A 20,047-nucleotide genomic window follows, 5' to 3' on the forward strand; every position below is an offset into this window, starting at 1 on the left:
AAATAAAAAATGTCCAAAGGAAACATTCTGGTTGTAGATGATAATAAGAGCGTATTGAGTGCGCTGGAAATATTGCTTTCACCAGAGTTTGACAAAGTACATTGTCTTTCAAATCCAAATTTGATTATTAGCGAATTGAGGAAAAATTCATATCATTTGGTATTGCTGGATATGAATTTTAAAGCTGGAGTAAATACAGGAAATGAAGGAATTTTCTGGCTTCAGCAAATCAAAGATAATCACCCTGACATATCAGTGGTGCTGATTACGGCTTATGGTGACGTGGAACTGGCGGTAAAGGCTTTGAAATCTGGAGCTACTGATTTTATTTTGAAGCCTTGGGAAAATACCAAGCTGCTGGCCACCATTCGGTCATCTATTCAATTGAGCATGTCTCGTGCCGAGGTGAATCATTTAAAATTGAAAGAAAAGGAATTGAAGAAGGTGATCAATCGTGATGAGAAATTCATCATCGGATCTTCACCGGAATTAATGAACGTGTTGAAAATTGTGCGGAAGGTAGCTAAAACAGATACCAATGTTTTAATTACTGGAGAAAATGGAACAGGGAAAGAGTTGATAGCACGTGAGATCCACCGACTGTCTAACCGAAGCAATGAAATGTTGGTTAGTGTGGATATGGGAGCGGTTAGCGAATCGTTGTTTGAGAGTGAATTGTTTGGGCATGTTAAAGGTTCGTTTACCGATGCACGTGAAAATCGTGCAGGTAAGTTTGAATTGGCCAATAAAGGTTCTCTTTTTCTGGATGAAATTGGTAACCTTTCTTTCCACTTACAGGCGAAGCTTTTGGCTGCGTTACAAAATCGGGAAATTACCAGAATTGGCTCCAATCAGACAATTCCTATTGATATTCGACTAATTTGCGCGACCAATAAAAACCTTGCTGAGTTGGTTGACGAAGGATTGTTCAGGGAGGATTTACTTTACAGAATAAATACCATTCAGATTGAAATACCGCCACTAAGAGAGCGTGGGAATGATATTCTGGTTTTGGCAGATTTTTTCCTGAAGAAATACACGTACAAATACGATAAGCCATTATTGAAATTGAATAACCAGGCACAGGAAAAACTATTGAAATACCAGTGGCCCGGGAATATTCGCGAATTGGAACACAGCATTGAGAAAGCGGTGATCTTGAGTGAGAACAATGTATTAAAAGCGGATGATTTCTTTTTAAAACCGGTGAGCGGAAATAGAACAGACAGTGATTCGCTGAAGCTGGAGGAAATGGAAAAGCGGTTGGTAATCCTGGCCTTGGAGAAAAATCCCGGAAATGTGAGTGCGGCAGCTGAGCAATTAGGAATTACCCGCCAGACCTTGTACAATAAGATGAAAAAATTTGGAATCGGATGAAACAATCATTCACTTTAAATATTGTGGTCCGTATCCTAATCGTTGCGGTGGTTTCATTTGGAATCGGATGGTCTTTTTTCGAGTTACATTCAATTGTCTTTGGGATATTTCTTTGCCTTGTTAATCTTGGCGTAATTATCAACTTGGTAAATTATCAGAACAGTGTAAATGAACGGATCAGCTATTTTTTTGAAGCTGTTAAAAATGGTGACTTTAGCCAGTTGTATCCAAATATAAAAGGAGATAAAATTATTAATAAGCTGAATCAAAATCTGAATGAGGTTAATCAGCAGATTCAGCAAATCAAAATTGAAAGCCAGCAGCAGGACCAGTATTTTAGAGCGGTGATTGAGCATGTTGGAACGGGTATTTTGACCTATGATGAGAAGGGGTTTGTTATTCATGCGAATAGTGCCCTGAAGAAGATTCTTGGGATGGAGCATTTCACACACCTAAAGCAGTTGGAACGTGTTGATTCCACCCTATTAAATTCTTTTAGGCAGGTTCAGGAAAGAGATCAAAAACTAATTAGCTTCTCCGGAAAACAGGGAAAGGTGAACTTGGCAATCAAAGCAAATGCATTTAAAAATAGAGAGCGGAATTTGGTTCTATTATCTGTGCAGGATATTAACAGGGAATTGGATGAAAAAGAACTTGATTCCTGGTTGAAACTAATTCGGGTTTTGACCCATGAAATTATGAATTCCATTGCTCCGGTTACCTCATTGTCTGAAAGTTTAAGCAGCTATTTTCAAAAAGACGGGGTTGCCATTTCGCCGGAAGAAATTAATGAAAAGGTTATTAGCACTACGATACGCGGGCTTGAAGTGATAAAAGAGCAGGGGAGAGGATTGATTACTTTTGTTGAGTCGTATCGTAAGTTAACCCGATTGCCAAAGCCCGAGAAGAAGCGCATTCCGGTGAAAGATCTGTTCGATAAAATTATACTCTTAAATAAGGTTGAAAATCAAAACTCATCCATTCAGTTAAATGTCCAAATAGAATCTCCTGATTTTGAAATTTTTGCCGATGAAAAATTAATTTCCCAGGTTTTACTTAACCTGATGAAAAATTCGAGAGAAGCGTTAACCGATAAAGCCAATGGGCAGATTACTTTAATTGCGGGAAGAAACAGAAATGGGCAGCATGAGCTTTGTGTAAAAGATAACGGTCCAGGAATTTCCAAAGAATTGTTGGATGAAATATTTGTTCCTTTTTTCACCACTCGTGAAAATGGTTCAGGTATCGGTTTGAGTTTATCACGCCAAATTATGCGATTGCATGGAGGAGCGCTTTTGGCAAAATCAATTCCCGGCGAAGAAACCGTTTTTTGTATGCGATTCCAATAACAGTTTATTCAGGTGCTGACTTGTAATGTTTTAAATCGGGAATAGTAAAAATGAAGGATGACCCTTTGCCGGATTCCGATTCAATTTCGATGGAGCCATGATGTAAATCAATAATCTTTCGACAATGTGCCAGTCCAATTCCTGATCCCTCGTACGTTTCTGACGGATGAATTCGTTGAAAAATGGTGAAAATTTTATCGTGATATTCTTTTTCAATTCCAATGCCGTTATCTTTTACTGTAAATTGCCAGGCATCATTGATGGCTTTCGCCGAAATAGTAATTTTTGGTGATTCGCTTTCTTTCCGATATTTGATAGAATTACTTATCAGGTTCTGAAACAGCAATCGCAACTCGAGTTCATAAGCCCAAATTGTTGGCAGATCAGATATTTCAAGTGTTGCATTTGATTTTTCAATGGAAGCCAATAAATCTTCTTCAACTGATTCTAATAAACTGGCGCAGTTTACTTGTTTAAGTTCTGCATCCCTACCAAGATGACTGTATTCAAGCAAGCCGTGAATGAGCTTTTTCATTCGGGTAGCAGCATTTGTAATGTAGCCAAACATCTGGGTGCTTTCATCGTCTTCAGATAAATCCAGTGTATGTTGCAGTAAGTCGGTCCAGCTTATTATGGTGTTGAGGGGTTCCTGTAAATCGTGCGAAGCAATGGAATTAAACTGTTCAAGTTCTTTATTTTTTAATTCTAATTCTTTGGAGTGCTTGCGTAAAAGAATTTCTGCTTTTTTCCGTTCACTAATATCAATAATGAGGGCCAGAATTAGGGGATTATTGCCTACTACAATTGGATTTAATCCAATCTCCACTGGAAATTCTTGTCCGTCTTTTTTAACTGCAAAGAGATCTCTTCCTTTTCCCATTTGCCTGGGCGTAGGATTTTTTAGAAAACGTTGAAAATATTCGTTGTGTTTATTAATGAATCGGTTTGGAATGATCGTTTCTAAAGTGGCACCGGTTAATTCTTTTTTTGAATACAAAAAGAGATTTTCTGTAAAGGCATTTACATATTCAATATTTCCTGATTTATTAACAAGGATCAAAGCATTGGGTGAGGCTTCAACAATTAATTGAAAAGTATCAAATGTATGTTTCTTCTGATCCAACATAGGTGAGTTTATTAATCTATAATAACCATCATTGACTTATAAGGTTTATAATTGAAAGAGCGGATGTATATGGAATACTCCGCTCTTTAAAAAACTATGCTGTTAATGTATTAAGATTTCTTAATTCGTTCTGCTTGGATAAGGCATTACAGCCGCTAAAACTAAATATAGTATGAGCAAAAGTGGATTGAAAAATGTCAGCACTAAAAATGCAATTCTTGTAATTAGCGGATCAAGCTCCGGGTTAATGTATTCTGAAATACCACCGCAAACTCCGGCAATAATTCTATCGTATGATTTTGTTAATCTTTTTGTCATGGCTTTAATTTTTTATTTTGATGAAAAGCTTACTCCAATTTCCTTGATTCCCTCGGCATCGTCCACATCAAAATCTCCAAGGAATGAGATCAAAAAGTGGTATCCATCAGGAGAATCACTTTTGATAAAGACGTGGAATTCGGAAATTTTCTTCTTTTTTCCCAGTTTCCAAACAACCACATTGTTGTCATCGTCATCCAAGTCGACTTTGTCGTAAGCTGAGGGTAGCATATCAATTGCTCTTTTTAGGAATCCGCGACCCGACAAATCTCCTTTTTCCGGATTGTATGAAAGGAATTTAATTTCATGTAAATCACCCGAAATCGTCTTATTCTCATCATCCAGATTGATATTGAACGCGTCTTTTATATCCTTATTGAAAGAAAAGTAGGTGAAGCCAGGTTTATTTTTGAAGTTGTCAAATATTTTATCTGATTTACTTTGACCGAACAGACCTGTTGAAGCAGCCAAAAGGCTAATTATTACTAGTAATCTGATTGAATATGTTTTCATGATTTTGATCTTTAGTTAATTGAATTCATTAGGAATTACTTCTCAACTTCTTCCAATCCCAAATCAGTCATCTTCCAGTATTTACCAACCATATCGCCATCCCAGGTGTTGGAAACATTTTCAATGTCATAAATGATTTTTACTAATTTATCACCCAGATAAATGCTTTTTCCCTCAGGTACTTTTAGCGTAATATCAACCTCCTGATCTAGCCAACGGCTACCGTCTTCCAACTTGTAATATGGGTCGAAGTAGATCGTTGAGTCTTTTTGAGTGAACGTGTAGGATATTTCTTCCACATTCTCTTTTGCTGCTTCCTGGCTGCTTCCTCTGGCTTTCTTACGAATCATAACTACGAACTCATTGCTGCTGCTTTTCTCAACATCTAATCTTGGTTCTCCAAGTAAAATTGTTTCTCCGTCATCTGTAATCACTTTCATTCTGTCCAGGTCCAGTTCATAACCTTTATTCCATTGATAGGTGTCTTCGCCCAGTTCCAGGTAAAGCGTTGTACAATCCTGACAGTTTATAACCTTACTTTCATTGATACTTGTTCTTTTGCTGTAATCATTTAACTGTCCTGCTGAAACTACGATGATAACGATAAGTGACACTAACCAGACACCAAAGCTTCCAAGGAAAATAAGTTTGTTATTTGTTTTGTATCGGAAAATAAGTTTAGTACCTATAAATAAAACTGCTAGCAGAGGGATACCTACAAACAATGAAATTGCAATTGTAAGGATGGTTAATGATGCAGGATTTATAAACAGATTTGCTACTGCAGGCATGTGAACATTGGGAACAAATCCATGAATCCAAGGTGCAGTTTCTATAAATGAATGACCGATAACCATTGACGTTATAAATCCAACTAATCCGAGAAATCCGAGAAGGATCATTAGTGCACCGAATACAACGACAACTAACTTCAAAATAACTTTCAGTACATTAACAACCACATCGCCAAACTGTGACATTTGATCTTTCCCTTTACTATAGGAGTCTGAGTCTTTAAAGCGTTTGTAGCTTTCCTTAACTTCTTTTACTTCTTCTTTAATCGATTTCTCGATATTGGAAACGGTGGCTTCCTGCCCTCGCATTTCTAATCGCTGTGCTGTTGTTCTTGCTTTAGGAACAGCTATCCAAAGCAGGATATAAATAAAGAACACGATTCCACCACTTACAAAGAACAGAATAATGAAAATAATCCGAAGAATAACTGGATCAATGTTGAAATAGGCACCCATTCCAGAGCAAACTCCACCAAGAACCCGATGTTCAGGATCACGATACATCCTACGTTTTACTTTGGCAGGTTCCTGAACCGTTTTTTCCTCTGTGCTTTCTTCTTCCTCTTCTTCTTCCATGAAGTCTTCAGGTTTTCCCATTCTGGCAATAACCTCGTCAACCCAGGCTTCAATCACTACATCTTTTTCTTCCGTTTGCTTTCTTTCGTTAAAAAGTTCAGCAATCCTTGCTTCTATATCCTGCAATATCTCGCGACCTTCGGCGCTGGTTCCAAAGTGGCTTCCCAACATTTGCAGGTAATTCTGAAGTTTCTGATAGGCATCTTCATCGATATGAAAAACGCTACCGCTTATATTGATTGTAAAAGTCTTTTTCATGATTTTATTATTTTGTGCGTTTGTTTTTCGTTTATCATTACGATTTTGATGACTTAATCGTTCCAACTGCTTCTACCAATTCGTTCCACGACTTCCCTAATTCTTCAACAAAGGTCTTTCCGGTATCAGTCAGTTCGTAATATTTTCGGGGTGGCCCCTGTGTTGATTCTTCCCATTTGTAACCAAGTAATCCTGCATTTTTCAAACGAGTTAATAGGGGGTAGAGTGTTCCTTCAACAACGATCAGTTTCGAGTTTTTTAATTCATCGATAATATCGCTGGCGTAAAGGGGTTTTCCGTCTAATACCAGTAGTATGCAGTACTCTAAAACCCCTTTTCGCATTTGTGCTTTTGTATTCTCTATTTTCATTTCGTCACGTTTATCGCGAGTTTCTAATTGAATCTGTCTTGTGTTTGGGTTTATTATGATCCCCAGTATTCATCATTCACCATCCATGCCTCTAGATTTAATTCTTTATCAGAGACATTGTTGCTGGTTGTTTTGAAGTGGCTATCACTTTTCATCCAGTCTTCAAGCTCAAGAGCAGGTTCACTAACTGGTTCTAACATTTCATTATATGCTCCAAAATAATAATCATCGGTCATCCAGTTTTCCAATTCCAATGCTTTATCTGTCGATTGTTCAAAGTAGAAAGCTGTACTTTCTGATTTTGAAGGAACTTCAGCTGCTGCATCGCTGGATTGAGCATATAAATCTGCTTCAGATTCTTCAACCATCAACATGGCCATTTTTCCAAAACTGTTGTTGGTTAATAGTTGTTTCCAAAATCCTTGAGCGCTTACGGTAAAGCTAATTAATACAAAACTAATAATTACGGCTGCGCTTCTTAACAATACTTTTTGAATTTGATTGTTTCTGTTTGCTTGTTTGTTGTTCTGTGTTTTCATGGTTTGGGCCTCCTGTTTGTTTTCTGTTTTCTGTTTTCTGTTTTCTGTTGTCAAATTGTTTTCTTGTTGCTTTGAGAGCTTGTTTGTTTTCTGTTTCTGTCTTTAAGACGATTGTTTTTCTGTTTCGTTACACTTCGTATAGAACTTTTTTAAAACTACATCTGGTTTAAACCTTGTTTCTTGCTATACAAATATATGAACATTAAATGGAACTATGCAATACAAAGTACCATATATTTTCAAATTTATTTTCCAGTATGTGTGTTAAGAGACTGAAATAGAGCAATTAAATAGACTAAAATATTTTCAAAAAAATTTAGATATTTTTTGAGGTTTGAGAAAATTGATAACATATAGTTCAATAGATAGTGTAAGAAAGGGAGATTTATTCCTTAAAAAAAATTGAATACTTGTGGAAATAACTCAAAAATTGAGTCTGAATTAGCATTTTGGATTCGAAATTTTGAATTCGTTGCGGTTACTTTGTTAAATTATTCTGTATAAATCATTCTTCAAAATTGTCTTATCAGTCAAAATTTGAGAATTGATATTTAACATTCATATTCTATTTAATTTAATAATGCGCATATAATTAGTGGGTTGGGTACTCATCTTGAAAAAAAACAGATTTAATGCTTCATTAATAATTAAGTAAAGTAAGTCAGTTTCCTTTGCAGTGTATACATTTGTCAAATCAATGTATTGTTCATATTCTGTTTATAAACTTAAGAAAAACAGGATGAATGTCATGGTGTCAAAAACTTATAATTCAGTAACTTGAATGATATTTTTAAGAAAACAATCAATCTATGAAAACAACACACTTAAAAATTACCTTGCTTCTTATTTTGGGGTTGACCTATCTTGTGTCTTATCCTCAAGGTATGACATCTGCAGAAATTAACGGAACTGTTACTTCGGTTGATGGCGAAACGCTTCCCGGAGCAACTGTATTAATTGTTCATAATCCGACAGGAACGCAAAATGGTACAATCACAAATAGTGAAGGGATTTTCCGTTTTCCCAACATCACTGTTGGGGGACCCTACACGGTTAAGATTTCTTTTGTAGGATTTCATGAATATTCCAAAGAGGGTATCTATTTATCGTTGGGGCAGTCTTTAAAAATCAATGTTAGTCTGACTCCGGCTGATTTGGAGATTCCTGAGATTATGGTTCTTGCTACAGGAACTGCCCGGAGTGATTTGTTTGATGGAAACCGTACTGGTTCAGAAACAGTAGTGGACCGTCAACAAATTGATGTGCTTCCGAGCTTATCCGGAAACCTGAATGATGTATTGCGTTTTACTCCTCAGGTTGGATTTTACGGTGATGGTATCACTATTGCCGGAGCCAATAACCGATATAATTCATTAATGATTGATGGAACGGTAAATAATGACGTATTTGGGTTGGCCTCGAATGGGATGAATGGTGGACAAGCTGGTGTTTCGCCAATTAGTATTGAAGCCATCGATCAGTTTCAGGTTGTTATTGCTCCGTACGATGTTCGGCAAGGTGGATTTGCTGGAGGTGGTATTAATGCTGTAACAAAAAGAGGAACTAATAAATTGAAAGGTACCGTTTATTATAAATTTAGGAATGAAGGTTTGGCTGGAAAAACGCCGACTGATGATCCTGCTGTTAAACGTACCAAGTTGGCAGACTTTTCTGCAAAAATGTATGGCTTTAATGTTGGAGGTGCAATTATCGAAAATAAATTATTCTATTTCATAAATGCTGAGCTACAGCGGGATGAAACTCCAAAACCATACGATTTTACTACTTATAAAGGAGATGCAGGAATGTCTGAAATTAATCAGGTAGCAGATAAGTTACGAAATTATGGATATGAACCGGGAGGTTTTGAAAGTGTCAATGAAGAATTAAAAGGTGAAAAGCTGCTGGTTAAAATTAACTGGAATATTAATGACAAGCATAATTTGATGGTTCGCCATCAATATACAAAAGGAGAAAGCTTCTCGCCAACAACTTCCAATCCCGGGAACATCTATTTTTATAACAGGGGTGTTTATTTTCCATCAACAACACATGCATCAGCGTTGGAATTAAATAGCCGTTTCTCTGAGAAATGGTCAAACAATTTAAAAATTGGCTATACCAATGTGCATGATAACAGAGATCCTCTGGGAGCAAAATTCCCTGGAATATATATTGAAGATGGAGATGGTGCTATTAATGCCGGTTCTGAGGTTTACTCAACAGGAAATGATTTAAAACAAACCATTCTTACTATCACCGATAACTTACAGTTATATTCCGGAAAGCATACATTTACTTTCGGAACTCATAATGAGTTTTACTCCATTTATAACTTATTTATGCGTCGGGCATTTGGGTATTATGAGTTTGACAGCGTGGAGGATTTTCTAAATGAAAATGCATCGCAATATCGAATTGGATATTCATTGGTTGATGATGTTCGCGGTGATGGCTCTGCAGCCGCAGCTGACTTTAATGCTTTTCAACTTGGATTTTATGTGCAGGACGAAATTCAATTTACTCCGGATTTTAAATTAACTGCAGGTTTGAGAATTGATATCCCATTTATTAACGACAAGCCTATGGCAATTCCTGGGTTCAATACAACCACGATCCTAGTGCTTGAAGAACATTACGATTTAAAAGGCGCAAAAGCTGGTGAAATGCCTACTGGAAATCTCATGTTTTCACCAAGAGTTGGCTTTAACTGGGATGTTTCCAGTGAAAAGAAAACGCAGCTACGCGGTGGATTGGGCGTATTTACATCCAGGATTCCTTTTGTTTGGCCGGCAGGTTCCTATACCAATAATGGGATAATGGTTGGTGACTATCGTATCTATAGCGGAATTACATTCAACCCGGATTGGCAAACTCAAACAACAGGATCAAAAGATCTTCCAACGGGAAGCCAGATTGATTTATACACTGAGGATTTTAAATGCCCACAAATGCTTCGCGGTGATTTGGCTATTGATCAGAAATTGCCTGGCGGAATTGTTGGAAGCCTTGAGTTTATTTACACCAAGACAATCAATAATGTATTGTGGAAAGATGTTAATGTGAAGCCTGCTTTTGCTCAGGCAACCGGTTCCGGAGACGATCGTCCTTTATATATTACATACAAGAATGGAATCGATTCTGATTTTGGGCAGATCATGCTTGGTGATAATACCAATAAAGGATACACGTATAATATAACTGCAAACCTTTCCAAGCGTTTTGAATTTGGTTTGACAGCTGGACTGGCTTATACATATGGAGAAGCCAAGTCTATCTTTGATGGAACAAGTTCTCAAAATTCCTCACAATGGAATTATCTCGTTTCCAGTCCTGTTCCAAGAAATGAAGCGGAATTGGGATATTCAAGTTTTGACTTGGGTTCAAGAATCGTAGGTACACTAAGTTATGAAAAGGAATGGTTGAATAACTTGAAAACGACTGTTTCCCTTTTCTATAATGGACAAGACGGAAGACGTTTCTCTTATATTTATAATGACAGCAATGGTGCGTTAACCAATGAAGCCTATGGTGGCCCTTCTCTAATTTATGTGCCTGTATCTCAGGCCGACATCAATTTTGGTACTGGAACAACAATCTACGAAAAGGATTCTCCGGAGTTTCAGGAAATGTGGACAGCATTAAATGCCTATATTTCGCAAGATGATTACCTTAAAACACGTAGGGGAGAATACGTTGAACGCAATGGTTCTCGTTTGCCCTGGGAGAATATTTTTGATTTGAAAATATTGCAAGATGTTTGGGTGAATGTTGCAGACAGAAAGCAAACCTTCCAGATAGGATTTGATATTTTCAATGTGGGAAACCTATTGAATATGGATTGGGGAAGAATGTATTACGCTTCCAACAGCAATATCTCGCTGATCAAATTTGAAGGAATGGCGAATGATGCTGCGACAGGGCTGAAAACAATTCCGGTTTTATCTTATACCAGTCCAAAACCAAATAAGAACGAACCCTGGTATATTGATGATTCTGGCTTGCAGAGTTCACGCTGGCAAGCACAATTCACATTGCGATATATATTCTAGTTAGTTAAGATTGCTAAAATATAACGAAAGCCGGGAGATTTCTTCCGGCTTTTTTATGCGCTGAATATTAAGTCTATCAATTGTATATAGCATGCATATTTGTTTGCAAAATTCTAAGTTTCTGTTCATTTTTGCATACCAACTAGTCCCAACTGGTTGGAGCCAAACAAAATCCAAAACTATGAATAAACTACTATCGGTAATTTTACTTTTCGTTTTAGCTTCATGCACGAGCAAATACACAGATGTGCCATTTGAAGAAATGAACCCCAAGCCATGGGAAGATCCTGAAATTGTTCAGATAAACAAGGAAGATCCCCGGGCGGCTTATATTCCTTATACTTCTATTGATCAGGCGAATGAAGATGTGATGTGGAATTCTCCGCTTCTGCAAACTCTCAATGGAACATGGAAGTTTCATTTGTCACAAAATCCCGGCGAACGTCCTTATTGGTTTTTTAAAGATGATTATGACACCCGCGATTGGGATGAAATTGAAGTGCCATCAAATTGGGAGGTACAGGGTTTCGATTATCCTATTTATACAAATGTGGATTATCCTCATGCAAAAACTCCCCCATTAATTCAGGAGAATTACAATCCTGTTGGTTCCTACAAACGCACTTTTGAAATCCCTGCAGATTGGGATGGAAAAGAAATTTACCTTCACTTTGGAGCAGCAAGCTCTTGTTTAAGTGTATGGGTGAACGAACAATATGTTGGTTATAGCGAAGACAGTAAGACTCCTGCAGAATTTAATGTAACCAATGTCATTAAAGAAGGGAAAAATAGCTTGGCAGTTGAAATTCATCGTTGGAGTGATGCAAGTTATCTTGAGGATCAGGATTTTTGGCGTCTCAGTGGAATTACTCGTGACTCATATGTAATGGCTCGCAATAAAAAGCACATTGATGATTTTCGGGTAATAAGTACATTGGATGAAAATTATCAGAATGGTGTTTTTGAACTTACAGTCGACCTTGCGAATCTATCAGAAGAGCAAACAGATGTTACAGTTGATGCTGAATTATTTGATGGTGATCAATCAATACAGAAGTTTTCTGAAAAAGTAGCTCTGGCCAAAATTGATGAGAGCACCTCATTTAAAGCACTGATCCCAAATGTTAAAGCATGGACCGCTGAAACTCCAAACTTGTATAAGTTGCTCATTTCTTTAAAAGATGGAGAAGGAAACCTGATCGAAGTGGTTCGGCAAGATGTTGGTTTCCGTACGGTTGAAATTAAGAACAGCCAATTGATGGTTAATGGTAAACCCATTTATGTGAAGGGAGTCAATTTGCATGAGCACCACGATGTAAATGGGCATGTAGTTGATAAGGAAACAATGTTGAAAGACATCAAAACTATGAAGATGCACAACATCAACACCGTTCGCACATCTCACTATCCACAACCTGAAGAATGGTATAAACTGTGCAATATATATGGCTTGTATTTAATTGATGAGGCAAATATTGAATCTCATGGAATGGGATACGGGGACGAATCGCTGGCCAAAAATCCTCTTTGGGGGAAAGCTCACTTGTATCGCACCAAAAACCTATTCGAGCGTGATAAAAACCAACCATCAGTTATTATTTGGTCGTTGGGTAATGAAGCTGGCAACGGTATCAACTTTATGGCAGATTATAAATTTCTGAAGGAAATAGATGGTACTCGGCCTGTTCAGTATGAGCAAGCTCATGGTGGAGAAAACACGGATATTAATTGCCCGATGTACGCGCGTATGGAAGGCATGGAAAAGTACGCAAAATCAAATCCTGAGAAACCACTTATTCAATGTGAATATGCTCATGCGATGGGAAACAGTGTTGGAAATTTGCAGGACTATTGGGACTTGATTGAAAGTTATGATGTGTTGCAGGGTGGTTGCATTTGGGACTGGGTTGATCAAGGACTGTTAACAACAGACGAAGCCGGAGAGGAATTTTGGGCTTATGGTGGAGACTTTGGTCCGGATACCGTTCCTTCCGATGGAAACTTCTGTAACAATGGGCTGGTTGATCCTGATCGTGCTGTAAAACCACAGTTGTTAGAGGTTAAGAAAGTGTATCAGAATGTAGGTTTTAAAGCGATCAATCTTAGCAAAGGTGTTTTTGAAATAGCCAATAAATATGTGTTTACCAATCTTGATAAATATGACATTAGTTGGAATATCTCTGCTGATGGTAAAATCGTGAACGATGGGAAGTTGGAAGGTTTTGAGTTAGCAGCACTGTCCACGAAAAAGGTAAATATTGATTACGCAATTGATCCTAAGCCAGGAACGGAATATTTTGTCACCTTTTCGGTGAAAACTAAAAAGGAAGAAAATTTGGTTCCGGCAGATTATGAAATGGCAGGGGAGCAAATGGAGCTACCAATTTATAAATCTGTGTCAATAATTGAAATTTCGAAATTTCAGTCACTTGAAATAAAGGAGACTGATTCGGAGGTTTATATTACGGGAGACAGATTTAGTCTATCGTTTGATAAAACTGAGGGTGTTTTAAAAAGCTTCAAGTCTGGCGAAGAGGAAATGTTAATGAGCGGACCAATCCCTAATTTTTGGAGAGCACCAATTGATAATGACTTTGGAAACAATTTGCACAAGCGAAGTCGCATATGGAGAAAGGCTGGCGAAAATCGTAAAGTCGAGGAGGCGAAGCTAACTAAAGAATCGGGAAATAAAGTTCAGCTTACTTTCAAGTTTGAATTGAATGACAAGGATGCATCGAAAATTGCCGATTATACTTCAACGTACACCATTTATGGAAGTGGGGATATTGTTGTTGAAAATCAATTTAAAATGGCGAATGACGAATTGCCGGAGATTGTACGTATGGGTATGAACTTGGTAATGCCACGAGAATTTGATCAAATGAGTTGGTTTGGGCGTGGCCCTCAAGAGTCATATGCCGATCGCAAGACAGGCGCGTTTGTTGGCTTATATTCCGGAGCTGTAGCAGATCAGTATTGGGCTTATTTACGTCCGCAAGAGAATGGAAATAAAACAGACGTTCGTTGGATGACCATCACAAATGAAAGTGGAACAGGCTTGTTGTTTGTTGGAGAACCGCTGCTTTCTGTCAGTGCCCATCACAATATCATGGAAGATTTTGAATCTCCTGATCGCACGGATGGAAGACATCAGAAAGGTGTGAAACCAGTCCACCGACATATTAATGATGTAAAACCTCGTGATTTAACTTCTGTGAATATTGACGACAAACAAATGGGAGTGGGCGGAGATGATAGTTGGGGAGCATGGACACATGATCAGTATCGACTAACAAAGAAAGCGTATAGCTATTCGTTCCGCATAAAAGCAATTGGTTCAGAAGATAATCCTGTTGAGCTCGCAAAAGAAAAGTTCTAGTCAATCAGGACTTAGATTCCTATTTCGCGAATAAAATATTTCCCGGCTGGTTATACCAGTCGGGTTTTTTATGGGCTGAAGTTTAAGAATTAGCAACCATTTTGTCTTATTTATACCACTTCATATTCAAAACATTTCAGCTTTCTCACCTGTTTTTTTAAATGAATTAGTAATTTTGCGGCCATATTTTTTGAAAAAGTTTTTTGTGATGGAAAAAACACTGGTACAGGAGATGTTGGAGGAGAAAGGATTTATTGATGAAAAAATAGATCCACAGCTAAAATTGGTTGACGAAATAAATCGGCTGAAAAAGGAAAAGAATGCTGTCATCTTAAGTCATTTTTATGTTGAAGGTGAATTGCAGGATATAGCTGATTATGTTGGTGATAGTTTGGGTTTGGCTCAGGAAGCTGCCAAAACTGATGCTGATATGATTGTTTTTGTGGGCGTGCATTTTATGGCGGAAACGGCAAAAATTATTAATCCTTCGAAGAAGGTTATTCTTCCCGATTTAAAAGCTGGTTGTTCCCTGGCAGAATCTGCACCAGCTGAAAAATTTGCAGCTTTTAAGGCAAAATACCCTGACCATAAAGTAATCTCTTACATCAATTGTACGGCGGATTTAAAGACAATGACTGATGTTGTTTGTACATCTTCGAACGCTGAAAAAATAGTGCAGAGCTTTCCTGCAGATGAAAAATTAATTTTCGCTCCTGACAAAAATCTTGGAAACTATATCAATAGCATTACCGGTAGGAGTATGGTATTGTGGGACGGTGCTTGCATGGTTCATGAAGAATACTCTGTTGAAAAGATCATCGATTTGATGGATCAACATCCGGACGCTGAGTTTATTGCGCACCCTGAGTGTGAACAGCCTGTGTTGCTTTTGGCAAAGCATATTGGTTCAACAACATCGTTGTTAAACTACGTACAAAAAAGTGATGCAAAGAAATTTATAGTTGCTACCGAAAGTGGAATCCTTCATCAAATGAACAAGTCCTGTCCGGATAAAATATTTATTCCAGCTCCTTCGAATGACTCCACATGTGCTTGTAATGACTGCTCATACATGAAATTAAATAACCTTCAGAAACTCTATATCTGCATGAAACATGAGCAACCTGAAGTTATTCTTTCCGATGAAGTTATAGAAAAAGCACAAGTCCCGATCATTCGTATGTTGGAAATTTCAAAATAGATAAACGACATTTATAAAATTAGCACGAACCTGTTCATATCTTATGGGCAGGTTTCTGTTTATTAAGATTTATACGGAGTTTTAGGGGGGTTGTAAACAGTAAGCTGTTGATTAGTTTTGCTGCGAATACACCAAGGCGCCTTTCTGATTTTGTATCTTCGTATAAAATGAATAGCTTAGTTTAGATGCCATACAGAAGATTACCTAATACCGACCAGGCTCGTCAGAGAGCAATTGAGCAAGCACTTGAAAAAGGCAAAAGAACAGCATTGACTGAGTTGGCTTTTAGTCAACAAAGTCTTGAGAAACTGCAAATTCTCTACCCTCATTTTTCTGGTGCTATTCGTCAGCTCCAATCTTCAAAGCAGACTCAGTTTGATAGATCAAATGAATATGGCAATATCTTCAAAAAAGCTAAACTTTATTTATCCCATTTTGTGCAGGTTTTAAATTTTGCAATTCTTCGTGAAGAAATGAAACCTGAAGTTCGCGAGTTTTATGGCTTAAATCCTGATACCTTAAATGTTCCTTCCTTAAACCTGGAGAAGAATGTTTTGGAATGGGGTGAGCGAATTATTGAGGGGGAGAGGAAAAGGTGCATGAATGGTGGAAGTCCAATTTATAGTCCATCCATTGCACTGGTAAAAGTTCATTTTGAGTCGTTTCAGGATGCTCATCGGCATATGATTACGCTTCAAAACAATACAAATCGTGCGTCACAAAAAATGCAGGATATGCGCGATCGTGCTGATGAACTGATCCAACAAGTTTGGAATGAAGTTGAGGAGCGATTCAGTGTATTTACATCGGATGTCCGTCGCGAAAAGGCACAAGAATATGGTGTGACCTATGTTTACAGGGCTTCGGAACTTAAAAAAATGGAAGCTGAAAAACTACAAACTAATCTGATTTTTAACTAACAGATTCAGTCGTTTCCTTTTTTAATACCAATAGCAAACTAATTGTGATACCCAGACTTAGAAGGGCAACAATCCAGGACACAGAGAAGGTTTCGGCAAACTCGCCTATTTCTGCTATTTTTTCGTTCGCTTGATTTTGTACGTGCAGAGCCATCACCCCAATTGCATTATTCACAAAGTGTCCTAATACCGGAAGCCACATAGAACGACTCCAAACCAGCATGTAGCCAAACAAAGCTCCCAGCAACATTCGTGGGACGAACCCAAAAAATTGCATGTGCAAGGCACTAAACAAAAATGCTGAAATCCAGATTCCCCAATGATGGTTTCGGGTCATATTAATGAAGATCTTTTGGATCACACCACGGAATAAAAACTCTTCACCCAGAGCTGGGATAACAGCAATCATAAACAAGTTAAAAAGCAATCCGCCGGTAGTTTTAACATCCATGAAACGATCAATAAGTTCGGTGGCGTTATCTTCCATATTTTGCATCCATTCTTGAACACCCACCATAAATTCAGGTAGAACCAGTTTGCTGTTTAATTCCCCGGTGAACCCGATAAATGGCAACGAAACTAACATCGCCGTTATAGCCAAAATAAAAGCTTTCCCGGTGAATCCTCTGTTTAGCATGAGGTAATTACGAATTTGGCCCTCATACAAATAGGCAATTATAAAAGGTGGTAAAACAAATAATCCGATTGACTGTATCGTTTGAAAATATTTAAGCAGTTTAATTGCTTCTGGTGAATTCACGGATCCGGAAAGTGAAGAGATCATTCCTTCCAAACCAACAAATGGGATAATGGCTATTACGCCAACAATAAAAACCACTAAAAAGGTAACGAGTATGATAAACGCTGCAAATATGAATTGAGACCAGGGAGACATTCCCCGAAATGCTTTAATTGCCATGGAATTTATATTTAGTGAGAAATCCAAAGATACTTTTACCAATTCAATAATGAAAGATATTTTATCATTCAAATAATCATGTAGTTTAACAGAATAGTTGTAACTTTTGTCTTCTTTTATTTTGTCTCACTCCTAAAGAAAGAATTACAAAACATGGCAAAATCCAAAAATCCACAGCAGGAAATTGGTAAAAAGGGAGAGCAAATTGCTCAAACTTATCTTAAAACGCTGGGATATCAGATTCTGAAGACCAATTGGTATTTTCATCATTATGAGTTGGATATTGTGGCACAGGATAAGGATGAGTTGGTAATTGTTGAAGTGAAAGCAAGGAGTGGTGACCGTTATGAGCATCCGTCTGAAGCTGTTACCGATCGGAAGATTCGATTTTTGGTGAATGCAGCAGAAGCATACATTCAGGAGTATGATATTAATTTGGATACCCGGTTTGATGTTATCTCCGTCATTTTTTACGGACAAAATTTTGACTTGGAGCATTATAAAGATGCGTTTTATTCAACTGCTTAATCAGACTTGAAAATCTACTCTTTTCAACTACTTTTGTAAAAACTTTGATTATGAACGTTGAAGAAATCAGAGAATATTGTATCACCAAAAAGGGGGTAACTGAAAGTTTTCCGTTTGATGAAACTACTTTGGTTTTTAAAGTGATGAATAAAATGTTTGCTCTCTTAAGTTTAGATGGTGAATTAAGAATTAATTTGAAATGTGATCCTGAACACGCCATCGATTTGAGAGAACGATTTTCATGCGTTCTGCCAGGTTATCATATGAGCAAGCAACATTGGAACACCGTGATGGTTGATGGATCAGTTGCCAGCAAAATGATTTTAGGCTGGATCGACGATTCTTATGATTTGATTGTTGCCAGTTTGCCAAAAAAATTAAAGGAAGAGTTAGCCAATTTATAGTCAAATGTAATGATTGAATTTGAACTGAATACAGAATATATTGAACTTATTAAGCTTTTAAAGCTATTGCGTCTGGTTGAATCTGGAGGGCAGGCAAAGTTATTTGTTGAGGATGGACTAGTTTATCTAAATGGGGAAGTTGAATATCGGAAGCGTGCTAAAATAAGGAAGGGAGATCAGGTTCAGATTGATGATCAGGTGATTGTTATAAAATAAAACCCCGTTTTGATTCAAAACGAGGTTTTTAATTTGATTCTAAATTTTACTATTCAATAATGTCGGTCCATCCGTGAACATCTTCCTCTTCGCCATTTTGAATCGCACGAAGTTTAGTGTATAATTCTACACTTAAAGGACCCGGTTCGTTTCCATACAAATACTCTTTATCCATATCTGCATCATAGATCCGTTTGATTGGAGAAATGACTGCAGCAGTCCCACAAGCACCTACTTCTTCAAAGGTTTCCAATTCTTCAACTGGGACTTTTCTTCGTTCCACCTTCAACCCCATATCTTCAGCAAGCTGAATGATACTCATGTTGGTGATAGATGGTAGTATTGATTCAGATTTTGGAGTGATGTAGGTATTATCTTTTATCCCGAAGAAGTTAGCCGGGCCACATTCATCGATATATTTTTTTTCTCTTGAGTCTAAATAAAGCACAGCAGAGTAACCTCCCTGTTTTGCTTTTTTGCCTGCTGCAAGGCTGGCTGCATAATTTCCACCAACTTTGTATTTCCCGGTTCCCTGAGGAGCAGCACGGTCGTACTGTCTCATGATTAATAAATCGGTTGGTTTAAAACCTTCTGGGAAATAAGGTCCAACTGGCATTACAAAGATCATAAATAAGTACTCTTCAGATGGTTTAACGCCAATTTCCGGGCCTGTTCCAATCAATAGAGGACGAATATATAGTGATGCACCACAACCATATGGAGGAACAAAACTCATATTTTTTTTAACTGCAAGTCGAACAGCCTCATTGAATTTTTCAACGGGTAACTGAGGCATTAAAATTCCATCACAGGAATGTTGCATACGCTTTGCGTTTTCTGTCATTCGAAATACGCGAACTTTCCCATCTTTCCCCATAAAAGCCTTTAATCCTTCAAAAGCTTGTTGTCCATAGTGAAGACAAGTAGCAGCGATATGCATGTTAACAGTTTCAGAGTCACTGATTTCAAGTGGTCCCCATTCACCATTTTTGTAATAACAGCGTATATTGAAATCGGCTTTGCTATACCCAAAACCTATCGTTTTCCAGTCTCTGTTTCCCATAGAATTAAATGTTTAGCAATCTGGTTTTTTTGGAATCCTAAAATAACGAAAAAAAAACCTGACATTAAAAGCTAAAAGTCTTAATCAAGTGTAAAAAATGATGTTATATAAATGTATTCAAAAACAGGCAATTACGGATTTTTAA

General features: G+C 37.6%; 17 protein-coding genes. 9 read left to right on the forward strand and 8 right to left on the reverse strand.

All coding sequences use genetic code 11. The annotated features are described in order from the left end of the window. The first annotated feature begins 9 nt into the window (after positions 1-9). Positions 10-1,377 carry a sigma-54-dependent transcriptional regulator gene (locus ACUNWD_RS12825; protein WP_445588219.1) on the forward strand — a complete coding sequence of 456 codons (1,368 nt, stop codon included), beginning with the start codon at positions 10-12 and terminating at the stop codon, positions 1,375-1,377. Next, on the forward strand, positions 1,374-2,726 hold the full coding sequence (locus ACUNWD_RS12830; protein ID WP_445588220.1) for a sensor histidine kinase: 1,353 nt from the start codon (positions 1,374-1,376) through the stop codon (positions 2,724-2,726). Before ACUNWD_RS12825 ends, ACUNWD_RS12830 begins: the two co-directional genes overlap by 4 nt. 4 nt (positions 2,727-2,730) lie before the next feature. Here the strand turns inward: ACUNWD_RS12830 and ACUNWD_RS12835 are convergent, their stop codons facing one another. The 6 genes from ACUNWD_RS12835 to ACUNWD_RS12860 all read right to left on the reverse strand — a co-directional run bounded on the left by ACUNWD_RS12835 (position 2,731) and on the right by ACUNWD_RS12860 (position 7,220). Continuing rightward, the gene (locus ACUNWD_RS12835) at positions 2,731-3,852 is read right to left on the reverse strand and encodes a sensor histidine kinase (protein ID WP_445588221.1); all 1,122 of its coding nucleotides are present in this window, start codon (positions 3,850-3,852) and stop codon (positions 2,731-2,733) included. Positions 3,853-3,972: 120 nt separating this feature from the next. Further along, positions 3,973-4,170 (reverse strand): PspC domain-containing protein, encoded by a 198-nt coding sequence (locus tag ACUNWD_RS12840; RefSeq protein ID WP_445588222.1) that lies wholly within the window; start codon positions 4,168-4,170, stop codon positions 3,973-3,975. A gap of 12 nt (positions 4,171-4,182) precedes the next feature. Further along, positions 4,183-4,683 carry a DUF4252 domain-containing protein gene (locus ACUNWD_RS12845; RefSeq protein WP_445588223.1) on the reverse strand — a complete coding sequence of 167 codons (501 nt, stop codon included), beginning with the start codon at positions 4,681-4,683 and terminating at the stop codon, positions 4,183-4,185. Between the two features lie 35 nt (positions 4,684-4,718). Then, positions 4,719-6,311: a PspC domain-containing protein gene (locus tag ACUNWD_RS12850; protein ID WP_445588224.1), complete on the reverse strand. Its 1,593-nt coding sequence runs from the start codon at positions 6,309-6,311 to the stop codon at positions 4,719-4,721. A gap of 37 nt (positions 6,312-6,348) precedes the next feature. Continuing rightward, positions 6,349-6,681, reverse strand: a complete 333-nt coding sequence (locus ACUNWD_RS12855) for a PadR family transcriptional regulator (RefSeq protein WP_445588225.1) — start codon at positions 6,679-6,681, stop codon at positions 6,349-6,351. 53 nt (positions 6,682-6,734) lie between these two features. Next, positions 6,735-7,220, reverse strand: coding sequence for a hypothetical protein (locus ACUNWD_RS12860; protein WP_445588226.1), 486 nt, complete (start codon positions 7,218-7,220; stop codon positions 6,735-6,737). Positions 7,221-8,029: 809 nt separating this feature from the next. On the opposite strand from ACUNWD_RS12860, the gene ACUNWD_RS12865 reads away from it, so the two are divergent. The 4 genes from ACUNWD_RS12865 to ACUNWD_RS12880 all read left to right on the forward strand — a co-directional run bounded on the left by ACUNWD_RS12865 (position 8,030) and on the right by ACUNWD_RS12880 (position 16,772). After that, on the forward strand, positions 8,030-11,272 hold the full coding sequence (locus ACUNWD_RS12865; RefSeq protein WP_445588227.1) for a TonB-dependent receptor: 3,243 nt from the start codon (positions 8,030-8,032) through the stop codon (positions 11,270-11,272). A gap of 181 nt (positions 11,273-11,453) precedes the next feature. After that, on the forward strand, positions 11,454-14,651 hold the full coding sequence (locus ACUNWD_RS12870) for a glycoside hydrolase family 2 TIM barrel-domain containing protein (RefSeq protein WP_445588228.1): 3,198 nt from the start codon (positions 11,454-11,456) through the stop codon (positions 14,649-14,651). Between the two features lie 208 nt (positions 14,652-14,859). Next, entirely contained in the window at positions 14,860-15,852 is a 993-nt protein-coding gene (gene nadA / locus ACUNWD_RS12875) for a quinolinate synthase NadA (protein WP_445588229.1), read from the forward strand. Positions 15,853-16,037: 185 nt separating this feature from the next. Beyond that, positions 16,038-16,772 carry a hypothetical protein gene (locus tag ACUNWD_RS12880; protein ID WP_445588230.1) on the forward strand — a complete coding sequence of 245 codons (735 nt, stop codon included), beginning with the start codon at positions 16,038-16,040 and terminating at the stop codon, positions 16,770-16,772. Here the strand turns inward: ACUNWD_RS12880 and ACUNWD_RS12885 are convergent. After that, positions 16,765-17,691: a lysostaphin resistance A-like protein gene (locus ACUNWD_RS12885; protein WP_445588231.1), complete on the reverse strand. Its 927-nt coding sequence runs from the start codon at positions 17,689-17,691 to the stop codon at positions 16,765-16,767. The two genes, ACUNWD_RS12880 and ACUNWD_RS12885, sit on opposite strands and share 8 nt — an antisense overlap. Before the next feature lie 153 nt (positions 17,692-17,844). Here ACUNWD_RS12885 and ACUNWD_RS12890 point away from each other — a divergent pair, with 153 nt between their 5' ends. Genes ACUNWD_RS12890 through ACUNWD_RS12900 form a run of 3 tightly spaced genes read left to right on the forward strand, consistent with a single transcriptional unit; the run spans position 17,845 to position 18,839 of the window. After that, on the forward strand, positions 17,845-18,219 hold the full coding sequence (locus ACUNWD_RS12890; RefSeq protein ID WP_445588232.1) for a YraN family protein: 375 nt from the start codon (positions 17,845-17,847) through the stop codon (positions 18,217-18,219). Between the two features lie 50 nt (positions 18,220-18,269). Continuing rightward, a complete protein-coding gene (locus tag ACUNWD_RS12895) occupies positions 18,270-18,623 on the forward strand; it encodes an MmcQ/YjbR family DNA-binding protein (RefSeq protein WP_445588233.1) in 354 nt (117 codons plus the stop codon). 9 nt (positions 18,624-18,632) lie between these two features. Further along, on the forward strand, positions 18,633-18,839 hold the full coding sequence (locus ACUNWD_RS12900; RefSeq protein WP_445588234.1) for an RNA-binding S4 domain-containing protein: 207 nt from the start codon (positions 18,633-18,635) through the stop codon (positions 18,837-18,839). A gap of 49 nt (positions 18,840-18,888) precedes the next feature. Here ACUNWD_RS12900 and ACUNWD_RS12905 read toward each other — a convergent pair whose 3' ends face one another. After that, positions 18,889-19,902 carry a branched-chain amino acid aminotransferase gene (locus tag ACUNWD_RS12905; RefSeq protein WP_445588235.1) on the reverse strand — a complete coding sequence of 338 codons (1,014 nt, stop codon included), beginning with the start codon at positions 19,900-19,902 and terminating at the stop codon, positions 18,889-18,891. Positions 19,903-20,047: the final 145 nt, after the last annotated feature.

This window comes from Sunxiuqinia sp. A32 (assembly GCF_052690465.1).